Consider the following 18,033-nt stretch of genomic DNA (forward strand, 5'->3'; position numbering starts at 1 on the left):
CGAGCGTCGTCAAAGGCAATCGGCTCTTGATGCAAGGCGACCGTCATTACGACTACGACGCCTTCGGCAACCTCCTGCGCGAACGCCGGGGCCGCGCTCAACAACTGGTCACCGAATACCGCTATGACTGCCAGCACCGCCTGATCGGCGTCACCCAACCAGACGGCACACGGGCCAGCTACCGCTATGACCCGTTTGGTCGGCGCATCGCCAAAACGATAAAAAGCCAAACCACCGAGTTCTTCTGGCAAGGCGACACGCTGATTGCCGAACACAGTGCTGATCACCACCAAAGCTATATCTACGAACCCAACAGCTTTCGCCCATTAGCGCTGCTGAAAGGCTACGGCCCGGAAGACGCAAAACCCTTCCACTACCAACTCGACCACCTGGGCACCCCACAAGAACTCACCGCGCCGGACGGCGAAATTGTCTGGTCAGCGCACTACCGCGCCTACGGCCAAATCGCGAAGCTGGACGTCAACACCGTTACCAACCCGCTGCGCTTCCAGGGCCAGTACTTCGACCCGGAAAGCGGGCTGCACTACAACCGACATCGCTACTACAATCCGGATATTGGCCGCTACCTGACGCCTGATCCGGTGAAACTGGCGGGCGGGCTGAACGGATACCAGTACGTGCCCAACCCGACGGGGTGGGTGGATCCGTTGGGGTTGAGCTGTAAAGCTACAGCCTGCCCAGGCCAAATAGTCGCCGATGGGCCTTACAGCGAAATTGTGCCTGGTGGAGGTTTAGCTGCTCACGAAGCTGCCGGAGGCCATTTGATGCAAAAGCACATTGGTAGAACTGACCAACAACTGGCAACACGTCTTAAAAATGAGCCTCATGTGCCCACGGCATCTACCTTCCCTGATCGCGCGACAGCCGAGTCAGCAATATCAAGCGTGATAGCAAGCAACAAAACTAAAATAAATTCGTTTGTTAAAGGAAAAGACAAAAAAATTGTTATTACTCAAAAGTCTCCTCAGCCAGTTGGAACTAGCCTGAAGCGAGGTGCAAAAAAAACCGTCCCCGGACGGGAGATTTACCTGATTTTGTTCAAAGATAAAAGCATGCCCAATGGCTATAGAATTCAGACCGGATATCCGAATCCATGAATAACGATTATTCACAACTGCAGCAACTTCTCGCGGGTTACTTCAATCAAGATTGGGTTGATGAGTTTGATAGTGCGGACAATGTGATTCTCAGCTTTATAGCTGAATCCTCAGCAGAAACTTTTAAAGCTGCACACATCGAGTTAAAAGCTCTTTTACATGCCAACAAGACGGAGCAAGCGTTACAGCATCTTTTGTTCTCAGATATTGGCTGTGGCTACTATTATCCTCACGATTGGAAAAGCGGGAAATTGTGGCTGGAGCACATTGACGCGCTTTTGAGCCAAAGAGGCGAATAACTTCGATCTCTTAAGATATTTATAATAAAGAAGGTGCTCGGAAAGCCCCTTCTTCCTCCCCTACCCCACCTGCTGCAACCGCCCAGCCCGAAAATCCTTCGGCGACACTTCAAACTGCTTCTTGAACGAGCGACTAAAGTGCGCCGAATCCGTAAACCCCCACTTATACGCAATCGACGTAATCGACTCACTGCGCAAAAACGGATTGGTCAGATCATCTGCACTGCGCTTCAACCGCGCCCGCTGGATATACCGGCACACGCTGTCATCCTGTTCCTCAAACAACCGGTACAAATGCCGCACCGAGATGTTCAACCGACTCGCCAACCCCACCGGGCTAAGCCCTGGCTGGGTCAATGACTCATCAATCACCTTCTGCACATAGCTGCGCAGATTGCTGCCCTGCAACCCGCCACAATCATCGCGCTCATCGTCTTCCTGCTCAAACGCCGACCCCAGCAACGAGATAAACGCCGACTGCAACGCCTGCCCCTCCCCGACCGCGCCTTCGCCGTTCAGTGCGTCTTTGCACAGTTGATCCATCAACACATGCAACATACGCCCGCAGGCTTTGCTCGAGGAGATTTTGCCGAAGGTCTTGGGCTGGTTGCCGAACTGTTTGCACACCTCTGCGCGGGACAAGGACAGGGACGCGTGTTCGATGAGCCCGAACGGGGTGATGTCGATGGAGCCCACCGAGTCCATCAGTAACAGTTCGCCGGGGGCAAGCTGGAAGCTCTGGCCGTTTTGGGTGATCTGGCAGTAGCCGCTGCGCTGGCTGACGAGGAAGCAGTGTTGGTCGTCATCGTGGTCGGCGCGGGCCTTGGGGCGCTTGATCAGGCCGGCGTTGGTGCGCAGGCTGGCCAGGGGCAAACCGCCGCGGGAAAAGGTGCTGATGCTGCCAATGAACAGCGAGCGGTTGAAGGCCAGTTCTGTGTCGAAGTGACCGCAAACCGCGCGCAGATCCCGGGTCCAGAGGTCCAGCCCGTCTTGCCCAATCTGTTGCATGCTCATGGTTGTTTCCACCTTGGCTTTTTGTTTTTGTCGGGCAATAGTTAACATGTTATCTATATGCGCGCAACAAGTACGTGTCTGCCAAGGTGGTTGCACTATTGATGCCAAATCCGGTGGTCAGTGGGCCTGCAAGGCGCGCTGGAAACCGTTCAAGGCGTCCAGCAGCCAGGCGCGTTGCACACTGCTCAAGGCGATGTAGCGACGGAACGCCGGCATGCGGTTGACCACCTCGCTGCCGCCCATATGCTCAAGCCGCACACACCACTGGTGATCCACCAGGTCGATGCGCAGGCGCTTGAAGTCCAGCGGCATCAAGGCGCGATGCAAGGCGCTGCCCTCCTGCAATTGCGTGTGCAAAATGCCTGAAACCTCCTTGTCGCCCGACCGCTGTCGACAGCGGATTCCGGTGCGTCGAACGGCCCCGGTGTGGTGCAGTTCGAAGCTCGCCGTGCCCTGCTGCGAGGCAGGGATGCGCAGTACGAATTCGGTCATCACCAGGTGCATCAACAGCTGCGACTCGGTGCGCTCGACGATCTCCAGTTGCAGCCCGAGATTGTCCAGGGAAACCCGGGCCGTCGTCGGTCCACACACCTCATAACCGGCCAGGCCGAGGTTACGCCGCAGGTGTTCCAGCGTGACGCCGGGTCGATACCCGGCAGGCGCGCGCCGGGCGCTGAACAGCTCAGACAGTTTTTGCAGCATGGCTGATATACCCGTTGTGCGGCTGACCCGGCTCATGGGCGAACTCCTTGGCCAACACCTCTTCCACCGAGGCGGGCCTGAATGGATTGACCTTCTGCACAACCAGCGTCCAGAACAGCGCGTACGCCGCCGTGCACCCGAGCATTACGCCAAAGGGAATGTAGATGTCGGCGGGGTTCATGCCCGGCGGGGTGATAAACCACATGCCCAGCAGGATGCCGATGCTCGACAGAATCTGCGGCAGCGGAAAGAACGGCGAACGGTAGGCGCGAGGCAGATCCGGACGGCGAATCCGCAGGATCACCACCGACAGCGTCACCAGCAGATAAGCAAAGCTCCAGGCACACACGGCCGCCAGCACCAGGTGCATGATGTTGTCGGTGTTGCCGCCCAGGTACAGCGCGTGCAGGCACGGAATCAGCATCGCCACCAGAATGCACAGCAACGGTGTCTTGAAGCGCGGGTGCAGGTAGGTGAAGACCTTGGGCAACGCGCCGTCGACGGCCATGCCGTACAGGATCCGTGGCACACCGGCCATCAGGGTGTTGATGGTCGCAGCACCGGCAAACAGGAAGCCGATGCCCAGCCACATCGGGCCGATGCTGCCCATCACCTGCTCGGCGAATTTCGGGATGGCCATCGGCGTATCCAGCAGGTGCACGCCGCCCGCCGCGTCGATCAATACGTTTTCCACCTGGCGTTTCATGGCCGCGCCATAGATGAACATGCACGTGGCCACCCCCAGCAGCCCCAGCACCATGGCCTTGGGCATCACCTTGGCCGAGTTGCGCAGGTCCGGCGCCAGCGGCGTGACGAACTCGCAGCCGACAAACATGAACATCGCCATGCCCACCAGCGACAGGATGGTAATCAGGTCGGTACCGACCAGGGATTCACCGAACCAGCCATCCAGTTGCACCGCCGGGGCTGCGATCAGGCCCAGCACGCCAAACACCATCAAGGTGGTCCACATGCCGAAAGTGAGGATGATCTCGGCCCGGCCAAACGCGCTGACGCCAAACGCATTGAGCACCCCGAACACAATCACGAAGCCCACTCCCAGCAACCACGAACCGCCGGCGGATTCCGCCAGGGTGTTGAGGTGCTCGAAATTCACCAGCGCCATCACGCCGGAGAGGATGGTTTCGGCGGTGCCGGCAAACACATGCACGATCAGGTACGCCGACAAGGTGCCGGTGATCGCAAAGAACCGGCCCATGCCGCAATTGATGTAGTCGTAGACCGAGCCGGTGGTGGGCAGGATCGAGGCGGCTTCGGCGAAGGTGGTCGCCTGGGCCAGCATCATCACCACCGCGATCAACATCGCCACCGCAAAGGCGCTGCCGCCGATGCCAAACCCCATGGTCGCGGTGAGGATCACCGGGCTGGCCATGATCAAGCCAATGGTGCTCGCCAGCGCGGTTGGAAAGCCCACCGTGCCGCGTTTCAAATGTTCGCTGAGCCGGTCGTTGATCGACATGGTGCAGATCCTCAAGAAGCGGATTTTTAGAAGTATTGGCACTCTGCGCCCGCCCTGGCTGATCGTCTTGCTCCTGGCTGCCGCCGGTTTTGTTGCTGCCTGCCACTGCTGCGCCACTGGCGGCCTGGGACAATTTCCTGGCACGCAGGGGAAAGACTTGGCCCGGTGGCGCTCGCCCTAATGCTCCCTCAATTCACCTTGTTGGGGACTATAACAATGCAGCACACACAACAAACCCGTCACCTGTACAGGGCCATCAGCCTGGGCATCGCGCTGATGATCATCGACTCATCGGCCCAGGCGTTCGAGCTGTATGCCGATGACGACACTCAGGTCACCGGCAACTTCCTGGCGGTGTACGGGATGTTCAACAGCCGCAAGAACTACGACGGCACCACCGGCGGTTCCACCTGGCGTGAAGGTTTTATCAAGTATGGCTTGAGCGTCGACCAGCGCTTCGGCGCCCTGGGCAGCGTGTATGGCACGGCCAACCTGGTCAGCTCGGGCACCTGGGGTGATGGCGATGCGTCGGGCGTGACCACCGGCAGCGAGCGCACCACCAAGTTCGACGAAGCCTTCGCCGGCTGGCGCTCGGGGGAACTGTTTCCGGCACTGGGCAAGGATGGTGTGGACCTGTCGTTCGGCCGCCAGGTCATCATGCTCGGCGACGGTTTCATCATCAACGATGACGGCCCGAACTTCGGCAAGGGCGTGGATGACGGCAAGTTCAACCGGGGCGGCGCCTACTACATCGCCGCCCGGCATGCCTTCGATCAAACCGCAGTGCTACGCCTGGGTGGCAAGGACGGCGTGCATGGCAGCGTAATGTGGATCAAGTCCGACAACCGCGCCCAGGCCAACACTGAAATGGCTGCCGGCACCCTGGACTACACCGCCGCGCCCGGCACCCTGGGGTTGACCTATATCCACGGCATCAGCGTCGACGACCGTTATGCCAATGACCTGCAAAAACAGCGCGCCGGGATGAACATCTACAGCCTGCGGGGCGCCGGTAATGCCGGGATCGAGAACGCGCACTTTTCCTTTGAATACGCCTGGCAGGACAAGGACGCCGGCCCGGAAAAGGCCTGGTACACCGAAGGCGGTTATACCTTCGCCGCGCTGCCGTGGTCGCCGGACCTGACCTACCGCTACAGCCGCTATTCGAAAAACTGGGATGCGATGTTTTCGGGCTTCAACCGTGGCTACGGCACCTGGGTGCAGGGCGAGGTGGCCGGCAATTATTCGGGGCCGTTCAATACCAATACTGAGGTGCAGCATGTGGCGTTGAAGGTCAAGCCGCTGGACAGCGTCACCCTGGGCGCGCTGTTCTTCGACTACAAGACGTTGAGCAAGGGCGGCATGCTCAACCTCGATGGGCGCGAACTGGACCTGTACGCGGAGTGGGCGGTGAACGAACACCTGATCGTCACGCCGCTGCTGGGTTTGTACAAGCCCAACAAGGATGAGAGCAACGGCGGCAACCAGGTGGGTGGCAATGGCACCAATCTCTATAGCCAGGTCACCGTGGCCGTGCCGTTCTAACACAGATGCAATGAGCTACCGAGATCACATGTGGGAGCGGGCTTGCTCGCGAAAGCGGTGTGTCAGTCGCCAGATGTATTGGCTGACACTCCGCATTCGCGAGCAAGCCCGCTCCCACATTGAACCTGCTTCAGCCTTCGATAGAGGTGTTCGCCCTACGGTTGCCGCTCCTCGATCCGCGCATACGCCCCCTGGTGATAGAGCAACGGCGCACGACCAAAATCATCGAAAGCCACCACCTTGCCAATCATGATCCAGTGATCGCCACCATCCACCTGCTGGTACTTCTCGCAGTGAAACCGCGCCGAGCAATCAGCGAAGACCGGCGAACCGCCCTCTCCGGGCTCGAATTCGATTTCGGCAAAGCGATCGTCCCTGGGCCGGGCGAAGTTGTTCGACAGGTGGATCTGGTCGGCCGCCAGCACGTTGACCGCAAAATGGCTGGCCTGCTCGAACACCTCGTGGCTGTTGGAGCGTTTGTCGATGCTCCACAGCACCAGCGGCGGGTCCAGGGACACCGAGTTGAAGCTGTTGGCGGTGACACCCACTTTGCGCCCGCTGGCATCAGCGGCAGTGACCACCGTGACACCGGTGGCAAAGTTGCCCAGGGCCCGGCGAAAGGCCCGTGGGTCGAAACTGTTATCAGACATGCAAGACTCCCGGACTGCATCAACGCGCAGTCCTGATGGTTGTGATGGCCGGGTCGGCGTCAAATCATGCTCGGATCAGGCTCGAGCCCCATCAGCTCACGCCCCAGGATCTGCGCGCACACGTCGTAATCGGTGTACGCATGGGCGCCGGTCATATGGGAATCGCGGAACAGACGCTGCATCTCGTTGTGCTCGAACCACGCATTGCCACCGGCGGCCTCGAACAAGCGGTCCACCGCCTGGATGCACATCTTGGTGGCGTACGCCTGGTTGGTACGCCAGAACGCCAGGGTCTCGCGGCTCGGGTAACGGTGCTGTTCGCTGTGTTCGGCGTGTTCCTGCCAGGTCTTTTCCAGGAACGCCCGGGCGGCGGCCACCTGGTGTGTCGACTCGGCCAGGCGCATCAACGCCGGAGTCGCCGCCCCCACTGCCGCGCCGGTGTAGGCACGTACGCGGGTCCTGGTTTTTTCGCGGAATACTTCGAGCATGCGCTCGGCCACGCCCAGGCTCACGGTGGAGAAACCGCTGGCGAAATACGGGCGATACGGCGAGTAGAAAATCTTGCTGTCGGGGTACAGACCGAAGCCGGCGGACTTGCCTTCCATCATGTCCTTGGCTTTCTGGATGCGGTGTTCTGGCACCAGAACCTTGTCGATGATCAGGGTCTTGGTGCCGCTGCCTTTCATGCCGGCGGCGAACCAGTCATCGCGAATCTGATAGTCGCTGCGCGGCAGTACCGCGAAGCAATAGTCCTGGGTGCCCTCGGCGTTTTTACGGCGGAAGCCGACAATCGCCCACTCGGCATGATCGCAACCGCTGCTCCAGCCCATTTCACCGCTGAACAGCACACCGCCCTCAACTTCTTCAGTGCGGCCAAACGGCGCGATGCTGCTGCTGGCGGTGGCATTCGGGTTATCGCCCCAGACTTCCTGCTGCAACTTGGCGGGAAACAACGCCAGTTGATGGCTGTGAGTGCACAACAGGCTCATGGCCCACGCGGTGCTGGCACAGGCGCCGGCCAGCAACGCGATGCAGTCGGCAAACTGCGGCAGGGAGATTTCCATGCCGCCAAAGGGTTTGGGTTGAAAGGCACGGTGCATGCCGATGCTCTTGAGCAGCGCAATGTTCTCGTCGGGAACCTTGCGGTCCTGCTCGGCCTGGAAGGCGTTGGCAGCGATGGTCGGCAGAATCGCCTTGAGATCTTCGAGGAGCGGGTTTGGCTTTTTCATGGACGGCCCTGCTTATTATTGGATGTCCGGCTGGCGTTCAAACTCAACGAACGGCGCTGGATGTGGGGCCAGTATGGAGCGGGTGACACCCCCGGAAAATGCACCTTCCACAGCCAAGATTGCACTTTCCACAGGCCTGGCAGCCACAGACATATCGCCCGGCAGGCACAGACAAGCCTGGCCCGGCGGCGCTGGTTACCCTCGGGCTTTTGCGAGCAGGAAAATCCCATGAGCGATATTGCGCTGCTGCCTGAAGTCCAGGCCTTCCTCCGTCGAAGCCATGCCTTGTTTGTCGACGGCGGGTACGTCCAAAGCCATTCCGGCCAGGCTCTGGAAGTGATCAACCCGGCCACCGGCGAGGTGATCGCCCAGGTTGCCGATGCGGACCTGGCCGATATCGACACAGCGGTGGAATCGTCCCGGCGTGGCTTCCGGCAATGGTCCCAGGTCGCCCCTGCCATTCGCGGCAATGTGCTGCTGAAACTCGCCGACCTGCTGGAGCAACACCGCGAAGCACTGGCGCAGATCGAAACCTGCCAGTCGGGCAAGATCATCCAGATTTCCCGGGCCTTCGAGGTCGATCAGGCGGCGCACTTCCTGCGTTACTACGCCGGCTGGGCCACCAAGATCAGCGGCCAGACCCTTACCCCGTCACTGCCCTCCTTCGCCGGCGAACGCTACACCGCGTTCACCCTGCGCGAACCGGTGGGCGTGGTAGTGGGCATCGTGCCGTGGAATTTCTCGACCATGATCGCCATCTGGAAACTCGCCTCGGCACTGGTGACCGGCTGCAGCATCATCATCAAGCCCAGCGAGTTCACCCCGCTGACCATCCTGCGCATCGCCGAACTGGCCATCGACGCCGGCCTGCCGGCGGGCGTGCTGAACGTGTTGACCGGTGGCGGCCATGTGGGCAAAGGCCTGGTGGAGCACCCGGGCACCGACAAGGTCTCGTTTACCGGCTCGGTGCCCACCGGCATCGCCGTGGGCCGCAGTGCCATGGGCGCCGGGTTGACCCGGGCGACCCTGGAACTGGGCGGCAAAAACTCCGCCGGGTTCCTGCGGGATGTGGAACTCGACAAGGCGGTCAACGGCATCATCGAAGCCGGCTTCCTGCACTCCGGGCAAATCTGCGCGGCCGCCGAACGCTTCTTCGCCCACCGCTCGCAGATCGAGCCGATCATGGACAAACTGGCGCAACGCCTGGGCCGGTTGAACATCGGCTCGCCGCTGGACGAGCGCACCGAATTCGGCCCGGTGACCAACCGCCAGCACCAACAGAAACTCGAATGGTTTTTCGCCAAGGCCCGGGCCGAGAACAATACGATTGTCCACGGCGGCAAGCTGATCGACGGACCGGGGTGCTATGTGGAGCCCACCGTGATTCTCGCCAACACGATCCACGACACCCTGCTCAACGAAGAGACCTTCGGCCCGATCGCCACGTTTTTCCCCTACGACACCGAGGATGAGCTGCTGGAACTGATGAACAACACGCCTTACGGCCTGAGCGCCAGCCTCTGGACCAATGATCTGAGCAAGGCACTGCGCATGGTGCCGGCGATCAACGCGGGGACGGTGTGGGTGAACATGCACACGATGCTCGACCCGGCGGTGCCGTTTGGCGGCAACAAGTCTTCGGGGGTGGGACGGGAGTTTGGCGGGGCGTTCATCGAGGATTACACCGAGCTCAAGTCGGTGATGATTCGCTACTGACCGGCATGCGGAGTGCCGGCTGGCTTGAGTGTGTTGATCGTTCCCACGCTCTGCGTGGGAATGCATACCGTGACGCTCCGCGTCACCATGGCGCGAGGCGTCAATGCGGCGGTGCCAGCGGGACGCGGAGCGTCCGAGGCGGCATTCCCACGCAGAGCGTGGGAACGATCATCTGCACCTGGTCCCCTGAGGCTGCATATACCCGCCATAAATGGGCAGGCCGGTAGCCGGTAACATCCTGGTAATGCGCTAAATACCTGTACAATTTTATTATTTTGTACAAGTATCAGCAGTATCAAGCCCTCTCGGGGAGAACCGCAATGACCCGTCTATTGGTTTCGCTGGCCCTGGTGATGGGCCTGAGCAGTTGTGGCAGCGTGGATGTAAAACACTATGCCGACCAGCAACCGCAACTGGACCTGGTGAGCTTCTTCAGCAAGCCCGTCAAGGCCTGGGGCATCTTCGAGAAACGCTCGGGTGAAGTGGCCAAGCGTTTCGAGGTGAATATCGCCAGCCGCCGCGAGGGTGAAAACCTGATTCTCGATGAGCGCTTTCTATACAGCGATGGTACTCGCCAGCAACGTGTCTGGACCCTCACCCCGGACGGCCCCAACCACTGGCGCGGACGGGCCGGTGATGTGGTGGGCGAGGCCAGGGGCGAAGTGGCGGGCAACGCACTGCGCTGGCGCTACGTCCTGAACCTGCCGGTTGATGGATCAGTCTATGAAGTGAGCCTCGACGATTGGATGTACCTGATGGACGAAGACACATTGATCAACCGCTCCAGCATGTCCAAGTTGGGTGTGGAAGTCGGCCAGGTGACGTTGTTCTTCCGTCGCCAGTCTTCACAACCCTGACCGGTAAGGAGTGAACCATGAACCTGCAAGCCCTGACCAAACTGGCCACCCAAGGCGCTGTACGCGAAATGGAACTGCTGTCGCTGGAAGGTGGTTTCTATCTGGCGCGCGTAACGCTGGACCACGGCCAGTTCACGCTGCTGGACGAGTCGGCGAAGCCCCTGCACTTTCGCTCGGTCAATCACCTGCGTGACGTGTTGCAGGCAGTCCCTGCGTTTCCCTGCACCCTGGTGCATCAGTGCGTGCATGACGAAATGTGCGGCCGGCGAGAAGGCGCTATCGAGCCACTGCGAACGCCATTTTCCCTGGAAGCGCCGTGGTGACCAAGGCAGTTCGAAACCTGTGCCTGGTGCTGGGCGATCAGTTGTCGTTTGACCTGGCCTCATTGGATGGGCTGGACAGCCAGCGCGATGCGGTCTTGATGGTCGAGGTCATGGAGGAAGCCAGCCATGTGCCCCACCATCCGCAAAAAATCGTCCTGGTCTTCAGCGCCATGCGCCATTTTGCCCAGGCGTTGCAGCAGCGTGGCTTGCGGGTGCAGTACGTGCCCCTGGACGATCCGCAAAACACCGGCTCGGTGCCCGGCGAGTTAAGGCGCTGGCAATCGCTGATGCAACCCCGGGAAATACACCTGACCGAATGCGGTGACTGGCGTCTGGAGCAGTCCCTGAAGGACTGCGGTTTGCCGATCCAGTGGCATGCCGACCACCGATTCCTGTGCGGCCGTGACGCGTTCGCCGCTTGGGCCAGCGGTAAAAAACAGCTGCGCATGGAGTACTTCTACCGGGAGATGCGCCGCAAGAGCGGGCTCTTGCTCAACGGTGACGGTACGCCAGTGGGCGGTGCCTGGAACTTTGATGCGGACAACCGCAAGGCCTTGCCCAAGGGCACCAAGGCGCCCTACCCGGCGCGCTTCAGTTCGGACTCGATCACCCAGGACGTGCTGGCGCTGGTAGGTAAACACTTCAGCAGCCACTACGGTTCCCTCGACACCTTCGATTACCCCGTGACCCACGCCGACGCGCAGGCCCTCTGGAACTACTTTCTGGACTATGGCCTGGCGGGTTTCGGCGACTACCAGGACGCCATGGCCAGCGACGAGCCGTTCCTGTTTCACGCCCGTATCAGCGCAGCGCTGAACATCGGCCTGCTGGACCTGCGCCAGCTGTGCAGCGATGTGGAGGCGGCCTATTGGTCGGGCAGCATCGGGCTGAACGCTGGCGAAGGGTTTATCCGCCAACTGATTGGCTGGCGGGAGTACGTACGCGGCGTGTACTGGCTGAAGATGCCCGACTATGCCGCTGGCAATGCATTCGGCAACAGCCGCCCGCTGCCGGAGTTCTACTGGACGGGCGAGACGCAAATGAACTGCATGCGCCAGGCGATCGGCCAAAGCCTGAAACATGCCTATGCCCATCACATCCAGCGGCTGATGGTCACCGGCAATTTCGCCCTGCTGGCCGGCATCGTGCCCAGCCAGATATGCGAGTGGTACCTGGCGATCTACATGGACGCGTTCGACTGGGTCGAGCTGCCCAACACCCTGGGCATGGTGATGCATGCCGATGGCGGTTACCTGGGTTCCAAGCCTTATTGCGCGAGCGGCCAATATATAAAGCGCATGTCGGACTACTGCCGAGGCTGTGCGTACAAAGTCACGGAAAGTACCGCTGACAATGCCTGCCCGTTCAATGCGCTTTATTGGCACTTCCTGATGCGCCACGGCGACCTGCTGCGGGGCAATCAGCGCATGGCCATGCTCTATAAAAATCTCGACCGCATGCCTGAATCCAAACAGGACGCGCTGTGGCAACGGGGCCAGAGTCTGCTGGCCAAGTTGGATGCAGGTGAAACGCTGTGAAATTTTCCGGCCGCTGCGAATTGTTGTGAAGCCGATGATAAATGGCCAATTGCCCATGCTAACGTCGGCTTCGATGTCATCCAATTCATTGAGGGAGCAGCGCCGATGTCTACTACCGTAACACCCGCCGGTGGCGGACCGACCACTCAAAAAGCCTCGACGTCGGTATTCGACGACAAGTTGAATATTTCCAAGTCGAGCAAGGTCATCGCCGATTACATGCGCCAAACGGGCAAGTCGGCCATCACCAAGCAAGAGCTTTCACAACTGGCCAGCAACGCCTCGGGCAAGGTGCCGGCCGATGTGAGCGCTGCGGCCCAGTACATGGAGCGCCATCCCGACGTGTTCACCGCGATCGAAACCCATGATGTGGCCGGTGCCGATAACTTTTCCGGGGTGTGGAACTTCGACTGGGCAGCCAACGGTGGGCTCAACGGCACGGCGACCGATGCCATCGCCAAGATGCAGGACACCTTTGATTTCGCGATTGCCAAGTCGGCGCAGATCACCGAGATCAGCACCGGCAAAAAGGCCGAGCTGGACTCGACCAAACAGCGGCCGCAGAACTAGGTTCCTCGAAATGATCGTTCCCACGCTCCGCGTGGGAATGCATACCGTGACGATCTGCATCACCATCACCTCTCGCATCGACGGCCGGACGCAGAGCGTCCAAGGCGGCATTCCCACGCGGAGCGTGGGAACGATCTGTCACGGTCAGAAGTGAAACGCCACCCCCGTGGTCACGTTGAACGCATCCCCCACATAGAAGTTGGCCGAGTCCTGGCCCTTGGCGTCGTACGCGGTGTTGGTGGCCGTGGCATAGCGCTTGTTGGTCAGGTTGCGTGCATCGACAAACACTTCCCACTTCTTGCTCGGGGCCTCGTAGCCCACCTTGGCCCCCCACAACGTATAGGACGGCGCACTCAGGGAGTTGGCAAAGTCGACGTAATAGCTGGACGCCGCCCGGGCGTTGAGCTGCGCGTAGAAACCGCTGCCTTGGCGATATTCCAGCTCGGCCTGGTAGACCTGGCGCGGCAGGCCCGGCAGCTGGTTGTCGCCGAACACCGCATCGTTGCGGTAGTGGAAGTCGTTGAAGGTGTAGGCCTGGCGCAGGGTCACGGTGTCGCCATTGCCGCCGTCCCACAGTTGCGCATTCAAGCCGGCTTCGATGCCCTGGTGAATGGTCGCGCTGCCGTTGGAGGTGGCCACCAATTGGTCCTGGGTGGCCGTCGCCTGGCGTACCACTACCGACAGCAGTTCTTTCTGCACCCACGAGCGGTAGACCGTCAGGCTGCCGTCAAAAATACCGTGGCCGCCGCGAATACCGAACTCCACGGTGTTGGCTTTTTGCGGCCGCACATCACGGATGTACGGCGTGCCGGTGCTGCCCAGCTGCCAGGTGACCGGTGGATCCACCGAGCGGCTGACGTTGCCGAACACTTCGAATTCCGGAGTCAACTGATAGCGCAGGCCAATGCGCGGGGCGACGTCGGTCTCGTCGTATTCAACGCCACTGGGGAACGCGCTGGTATTGGTGGCGGTGCTGTATTCGATCTGCGCCTTGCGCTTGATATCAATCAATGACAACCCGGTGGACAGCCACGTGCGGTCATTCAGTTGCAGTTCGTTGCCGAGGGAAAACACCGTGTCCCGCGAGCCGGTGTAGTTGGTCTTCTGCTGGGTGATGCCGGTGGCCTTGCTGTGGGATTTCACATCGGCCAGGTACGCCAGCGTATTGCTGAAGGTCACGCTGCTGTCGCTGCGCAGGCCGAAGAAGGTGTCGGCGGTGCGCAGGTAGCGCAAGGTCAGGTTGACGTCCTGGGAGCGCCATTCCTGTGGTGTTGGCGAATAGCGCCAGCCGTTGTCCAGCGGGTAATCGTTGTAGCCCAGGCCGACTTCGAGCTTGGCATTGTCGTCGAAGGTGTAGGTGGTGGTGCTGCCCAGCAGGGTCGAGCCGTCCTTCTTGCGCCCGATGGGCACGAGGTTGCTCGTGGGGTCATGCTTGAGCTGGTATTTGGTCAGGGTGTTGCCCTGGCTGAGGGTTTCTTCCTTGTAGCGAATGTAGAAGCGCGTCTCCAGTTGCGGGCTGAACACGTGGCCGAAGTTGGCAACGATCCCCTGCCCCTTGTTCGGTGTGTTGTCCTGGTAACCGTCACGCTCGTTGTGCTGGATGCTGACGTAATAGTCATTGTCGCCGTCCACGCCGCCGGTGCTCAGTTGCTCCTTGCGATAGCCGAAGCTGCCGGCTTCGAAACGCGCGTAGTTGCCCGGATCGGTGCGGCCGGTCTTGCTCACGAAGTTGATCGCGCCGCCCAGGGACAAGGCCGAATAACGGAAGGCGTTGGCGCCGTAGAGCACCTCGGTGTGGTCCACGGAAGCCATGTCCAGCATGTCTTCCTGGGTGCCGCCCGGGCCGGTCAACGGCAGGCCGTCATAAAGGAATTTGATCCCCAGCACATAGCCTTGATAGAAGGTATTGAGGCCCGAACCGCGGATCGAAATCTTGTTCGCGCCCGAGCCGCTGGTGGCCTGGGCGAATACGCCCGGCTGCAACGCCAGCACGTCCTCGGCGTTCGCCGCGCGGCCCTGTTCGATCTTGCGGTTGTCGATCACTGCGGTTTTGCCGGGCACCTTGGACAGTTGCTTCTCGGCCTTTTGCGCTTCGGTGGCTTCGGCACCGGTGACCACTACCGTGGCCAGGGTCGGGTCCGCCTGGGCAGCAAAGGCCGCGCCGTGTATCAACATCAACAGCACGCCAAGGCTGGACGCGGTGGCCAGTGACTCAAAACGACGAGCGCGAGGTTCAAACAGTTGTCGCATGAATTAAATACTCCTGGGGTCTCGAATTAGTTGGAGCATCTATTCGTATAGTCGCGCTCTGTTTCCAACTTTGCAGGGTTCATGCCACGTCCAAGCCTCAATAAACACTGGCCGACCACCCTTATTAATCGCCACAAGTGCAACACTTTGCTGGTGAAATGTTCGATTCCGGACAATACAAAAATCACCCACAAACACTTATATGTTCAAGCAATAAAAGCATAACGAAAGCCCCGCCCTGCGGGCACAGGACGCAACTGTGCAAATTCCAACAGCCCTCCAACAAAAGTTGCGTATTCGACACTGTCCGCGCCTGCATCCCCGTAAGAAGTCGCAAGTTATCGGCTTATTGTTACTTGGTATGGGTCTTGCTCTATCCATTGCCTGTTGAAACAAATCAGCTCGAGCATTCCCGACTTAAGCAACGAGGTATTCACGCGTGACGGTCAACTTACTCTGCACCCGCAGGACGCCACTGGAGATTGCCCGTGACCTGGCGACCGAGTTCGCGCGCACCGCCGTCGACCGCGACGCCAGCGGCGGTACGCCCAAGGCCGAACGCGACAAACTGCGCAGCAGCGGCCTGTTGTCCCTGAGCATCCCCGGGCAATTCGGCGGGCTGGACGCCAACTGGTCGGAAACCTTCGAGGTGGTGCGCGAATTCGCCCGGGTCGACAGCTCCATCGCCCACGTGTTCGGCTTTCATCACCTGATGCTCGCCACCGTCCGGTTATTCGCCACGCCCGCACAATGGCAAACCTGGTTCAGCCTGACGGCCAGCAACAACTGGTTCTGGGGCAACACCCTGAACCCCCTGGACACCCGCACGGTGGTCAAGCGCCACACGGGCTGGCGGGAATTCTCGGGACAGAAGAACTTCTGCTCCGGGGCCAACGACTCGGAAATGCTGATCGCCTCGGCCATCGATGAAAGCGCCGGCGGCAAGTTGCTGATCGCGGCGATTCCCAGCGCCCGCAGCGGGATCATCCTGCACAACGACTGGAATAACATGGGCCAGCGCCAGACCGACAGCGGCAGCGTGACCTTCAAGCGCGTGCGCGTGGAAGAGTCCGACCTGTTGCTGGACCCGGGCCCCCTGAGTACTCCGTTCGCCTGCCTGCGCCCGCTGATTGCGCAACTGCACTTCGCGAATATCTTCCTAGGCATCGCCGAAGGCGCGTTCGAAGAAGCGCGCCAATACACCCTGGAAGAAGCCCGCCCGTGGTTCCGTTCCAGCGCCAGCCACAGCACCCAGGACCCTTACATCCTCAGCCACTACGGCGATTTCTGGGTGGCGCTGCAAAGCACCCGCCTGCTGGTGGAGCGCGCAGGCCAGGTGCTGGACGCGGCATGGGCCAAGGGCTCGGCCCTGACCAGCGAGGAACGCGGCGAAACGGCGATTGCCATCGCCACCGCCAAAGTCGCTGCCAGCCGCAATGGCCTGGAGTTGTGTAGCAAGGTCTTCGAGGTCACCGGCGCACGGGCGACCAACGCCTCGGTGGCCCTCGACAGGCACTGGCGCAACTTGCGCACCCAGAGCCTGCATGACCCGCTGGACTACAAACTTCATGAACTGGGCGAGTGGGCACTGAACGGTACCGCGCCCATCCCGACGTTTTATTCCTGATCTTTTATTCAAAGGGATAACCATGCAACTGCTGACCCTACCGCCCTCGCCCGCCCTTGCCACCTCCATCCGCGCCACCGCGCAGGTGTTTGAAGACCCCAGGTCCAAGGCCTTGCTCAAGCATGTGCAACAAGTCGCGCCGAGCGAAGCCAGCGTGCTGATCATCGGTGAAACCGGCACCGGCAAAGAGTTGGTCGCACGGCATATCCACAACCTCAGTGGCCGCAAGGAGCAGCCATTCGTGGCGGTGAATTGCGGTGCGTTCTCCGAATCACTGGTGGAAGCCGAGCTGTTCGGCCACGAGAAAGGCGCGTTCACCGGTGCCCTCGGTGCCAAGGCCGGCTGGTTTGAAGAAGCCAACGGCGGCACGCTGTTCCTCGATGAAATCGGCGACCTGCCCATGTCGATCCAGGTCAAGCTGCTGCGGGTATTGCAGGAGCGTGAAGTAGTGCGCCTGGGTTCGCGCAAAAGCATTCCGATCAATGTGCGGGTACTGGCGGCGACCAACGTGCAGCTGGAAAAAGCCATCAACGCCGGGCATTTCCGCGAGGACCTGTTCTACCGCCTGAACGTGGTCAACCTGGAACTCAGCCCGCTGCGGGATCGCCCCGGCGATATCCTGCCGCTGGTGCAGTACTTCATCGACACCTACACCCGCCGCCTCGGCTATGGCGAGATCATCTTGAGCAAGGAAGCCGAGCAACGCCTGGCCACCTACAGTTGGCCGGGGAATATCCGCGAGCTGGAAAACGTCATCCACCACACCCTGCTGATCTGCCGCGACGGCGTGATCCAGGCCGATGACCTGCGCATGTCCAACCTGCGTATCGAACGCCAGGAAGACAGCACCACCGCCCATGACCTGCTCGACCAGGCCTTCCAGAGGCTGTTCGAGGAGCAGATAGAAAACCTCCACGAACAGGTGGAACGCAGCCTGCTCACCGCCGCCTACCGGCTGTGCCAGCACAACCAGGTGCACACCGCCGAGTTGCTGGGGCTGAGCCGCAACGTGACCCGCACCTTGCTGATCAACCTCGGTGAGCTGAAGGTCAACAAGCGCCGCCCGCTGGCCGGTGCCAAGGATGACAGGGTGCTGCACCTCTCGATCTGAACCT

The 18,033-nt window shown here is 60.5% G+C and carries 15 protein-coding genes and 1 pseudogene; 10 read left to right on the forward strand and 6 right to left on the reverse strand.

Features of this window, described 5'->3' with window-relative positions; translation table 11 throughout:
• The coding region (locus HX805_RS31235) for an RNase A-like domain-containing protein (RefSeq protein WP_177117614.1) at positions 1-1,118 on the forward strand (1,118 nt) is incomplete at its 5' end.
• Positions 1,115-1,417 (forward strand): contact-dependent growth inhibition system immunity protein, encoded by a 303-nt coding sequence (locus HX805_RS31240; protein ID WP_177082004.1) that lies wholly within the window; start codon positions 1,115-1,117, stop codon positions 1,415-1,417. The genes HX805_RS31235 and HX805_RS31240, both read left to right, overlap by 4 nt.
• 60 nt (positions 1,418-1,477) lie before the next feature.
• Here the strand turns inward: HX805_RS31240 and feaR are convergent, their stop codons facing one another.
• From feaR to HX805_RS31255, 3 genes are all read right to left on the reverse strand, one after another.
• Complete coding sequence (gene feaR, locus HX805_RS31245) at positions 1,478-2,431, reverse strand: transcriptional regulator FeaR (protein ID WP_102368612.1); 954 nt, start codon at positions 2,429-2,431, stop codon at positions 1,478-1,480.
• Between the two features lie 117 nt (positions 2,432-2,548).
• A complete protein-coding gene (locus HX805_RS31250) occupies positions 2,549-3,133 on the reverse strand; it encodes a DUF3156 family protein (protein ID WP_003219899.1) in 585 nt (194 codons plus the stop codon).
• Positions 3,114-4,613, reverse strand: a complete 1,500-nt coding sequence (locus HX805_RS31255) for an APC family permease (RefSeq protein WP_177117615.1) — start codon at positions 4,611-4,613, stop codon at positions 3,114-3,116. Before HX805_RS31255 ends, HX805_RS31250 begins: the two co-directional genes overlap by 20 nt.
• Before the next feature lie 216 nt (positions 4,614-4,829).
• Here HX805_RS31255 and HX805_RS31260 point away from each other — a divergent pair, with 216 nt between their 5' ends.
• On the forward strand, positions 4,830-6,158 hold the full coding sequence (locus HX805_RS31260) for a hypothetical protein (protein WP_177029488.1): 1,329 nt from the start codon (positions 4,830-4,832) through the stop codon (positions 6,156-6,158).
• A 173-nt stretch (positions 6,159-6,331) separates the two neighbouring features.
• Here the strand turns inward: HX805_RS31260 and HX805_RS31265 are convergent.
• Together HX805_RS31265 and HX805_RS31270 are read right to left on the reverse strand one after the other, a co-directional pair.
• A pseudogene (locus HX805_RS31265) lies at positions 6,332-6,808 on the reverse strand (flavin reductase family protein); the annotation flags it as partial.
• A gap of 59 nt (positions 6,809-6,867) precedes the next feature.
• On the reverse strand, positions 6,868-8,037 hold the full coding sequence (locus HX805_RS31270) for a p-hydroxyphenylacetate 3-hydroxylase oxygenase component (protein WP_003219889.1): 1,170 nt from the start codon (positions 8,035-8,037) through the stop codon (positions 6,868-6,870).
• A 228-nt stretch (positions 8,038-8,265) separates the two neighbouring features.
• Here HX805_RS31270 and HX805_RS31275 point away from each other — a divergent pair, with 228 nt between their 5' ends.
• The 5 genes from HX805_RS31275 (at position 8,266) to HX805_RS31295 (ending at position 13,041) form a co-directional block, all read left to right on the forward strand.
• Positions 8,266-9,753 (forward strand): aldehyde dehydrogenase family protein, encoded by a 1,488-nt coding sequence (locus HX805_RS31275; protein ID WP_177117616.1) that lies wholly within the window; start codon positions 8,266-8,268, stop codon positions 9,751-9,753.
• A gap of 320 nt (positions 9,754-10,073) precedes the next feature.
• On the forward strand, positions 10,074-10,610 hold the full coding sequence (locus HX805_RS31280; protein ID WP_177117617.1) for a DUF3833 domain-containing protein: 537 nt from the start codon (positions 10,074-10,076) through the stop codon (positions 10,608-10,610).
• Between the two features lie 17 nt (positions 10,611-10,627).
• The gene (locus tag HX805_RS31285) at positions 10,628-10,933 is read left to right on the forward strand and encodes a DUF6482 family protein (RefSeq protein ID WP_102606191.1); all 306 of its coding nucleotides are present in this window, start codon (positions 10,628-10,630) and stop codon (positions 10,931-10,933) included.
• Positions 10,930-12,471: a cryptochrome/photolyase family protein gene (locus HX805_RS31290; RefSeq protein WP_177117618.1), complete on the forward strand. Its 1,542-nt coding sequence runs from the start codon at positions 10,930-10,932 to the stop codon at positions 12,469-12,471. Before HX805_RS31285 ends, HX805_RS31290 begins: the two co-directional genes overlap by 4 nt.
• Before the next feature lie 105 nt (positions 12,472-12,576).
• On the forward strand, positions 12,577-13,041 hold the full coding sequence (locus HX805_RS31295; protein WP_003219875.1) for a hypothetical protein: 465 nt from the start codon (positions 12,577-12,579) through the stop codon (positions 13,039-13,041).
• Between the two features lie 144 nt (positions 13,042-13,185).
• Here HX805_RS31295 and HX805_RS31300 read toward each other — a convergent pair whose 3' ends face one another.
• A complete protein-coding gene (locus tag HX805_RS31300) occupies positions 13,186-15,291 on the reverse strand; it encodes a TonB-dependent receptor domain-containing protein (RefSeq protein ID WP_003219873.1) in 2,106 nt (701 codons plus the stop codon).
• A gap of 439 nt (positions 15,292-15,730) precedes the next feature.
• On the opposite strand from HX805_RS31300, the gene HX805_RS31305 reads away from it, so the two are divergent.
• A complete protein-coding gene (locus tag HX805_RS31305) occupies positions 15,731-16,918 on the forward strand; it encodes an acyl-CoA dehydrogenase family protein (protein ID WP_003219870.1) in 1,188 nt (395 codons plus the stop codon).
• A 22-nt stretch (positions 16,919-16,940) separates the two neighbouring features.
• Complete coding sequence (locus HX805_RS31310; RefSeq protein ID WP_003219869.1) at positions 16,941-18,029, forward strand: sigma-54-dependent Fis family transcriptional regulator; 1,089 nt, start codon at positions 16,941-16,943, stop codon at positions 18,027-18,029.
• Positions 18,030-18,033: the final 4 nt, after the last annotated feature.

The sequence above is a fragment of the Pseudomonas sp. G5001 genome, from assembly GCF_013385475.1.
In the GTDB taxonomy this organism is placed as follows: domain Bacteria; phylum Pseudomonadota; class Gammaproteobacteria; order Pseudomonadales; family Pseudomonadaceae; genus Aquipseudomonas.

What these genes read in the sequence shown, in the direction of transcription:
- HX805_RS31240 (WP_177082004.1), top strand. Translation starts at nt 1,115, where the DNA reads ATGAATAACGATTATTCACAACTGCAGCAACTTCTCGCGGGTTACTTC.
- feaR (WP_102368612.1), bottom strand. Translation starts at nt 2,431, where the DNA reads ATGAGCATGCAACAGATTGGGCAAGACGGGCTGGACCTCTGGACCCGG.
- HX805_RS31250 (WP_003219899.1), bottom strand. Translation starts at nt 3,133, where the DNA reads ATGCTGCAAAAACTGTCTGAGCTGTTCAGCGCCCGGCGCGCGCCTGCC.
- HX805_RS31255 (WP_177117615.1), bottom strand. Translation starts at nt 4,613, where the DNA reads ATGTCGATCAACGACCGGCTCAGCGAACATTTGAAACGCGGCACGGTG.
- HX805_RS31260 (WP_177029488.1), top strand. Translation starts at nt 4,830, where the DNA reads ATGCAGCACACACAACAAACCCGTCACCTGTACAGGGCCATCAGCCTG.
- HX805_RS31270 (WP_003219889.1), bottom strand. Translation starts at nt 8,037, where the DNA reads ATGAAAAAGCCAAACCCGCTCCTCGAAGATCTCAAGGCGATTCTGCCG.
- HX805_RS31275 (WP_177117616.1), top strand. Translation starts at nt 8,266, where the DNA reads ATGAGCGATATTGCGCTGCTGCCTGAAGTCCAGGCCTTCCTCCGTCGA.
- HX805_RS31280 (WP_177117617.1), top strand. Translation starts at nt 10,074, where the DNA reads ATGACCCGTCTATTGGTTTCGCTGGCCCTGGTGATGGGCCTGAGCAGT.
- HX805_RS31285 (WP_102606191.1), top strand. Translation starts at nt 10,628, where the DNA reads ATGAACCTGCAAGCCCTGACCAAACTGGCCACCCAAGGCGCTGTACGC.
- HX805_RS31295 (WP_003219875.1), top strand. Translation starts at nt 12,577, where the DNA reads ATGTCTACTACCGTAACACCCGCCGGTGGCGGACCGACCACTCAAAAA.
- HX805_RS31300 (WP_003219873.1), bottom strand. Translation starts at nt 15,291, where the DNA reads ATGCGACAACTGTTTGAACCTCGCGCTCGTCGTTTTGAGTCACTGGCC.
- HX805_RS31310 (WP_003219869.1), top strand. Translation starts at nt 16,941, where the DNA reads ATGCAACTGCTGACCCTACCGCCCTCGCCCGCCCTTGCCACCTCCATC.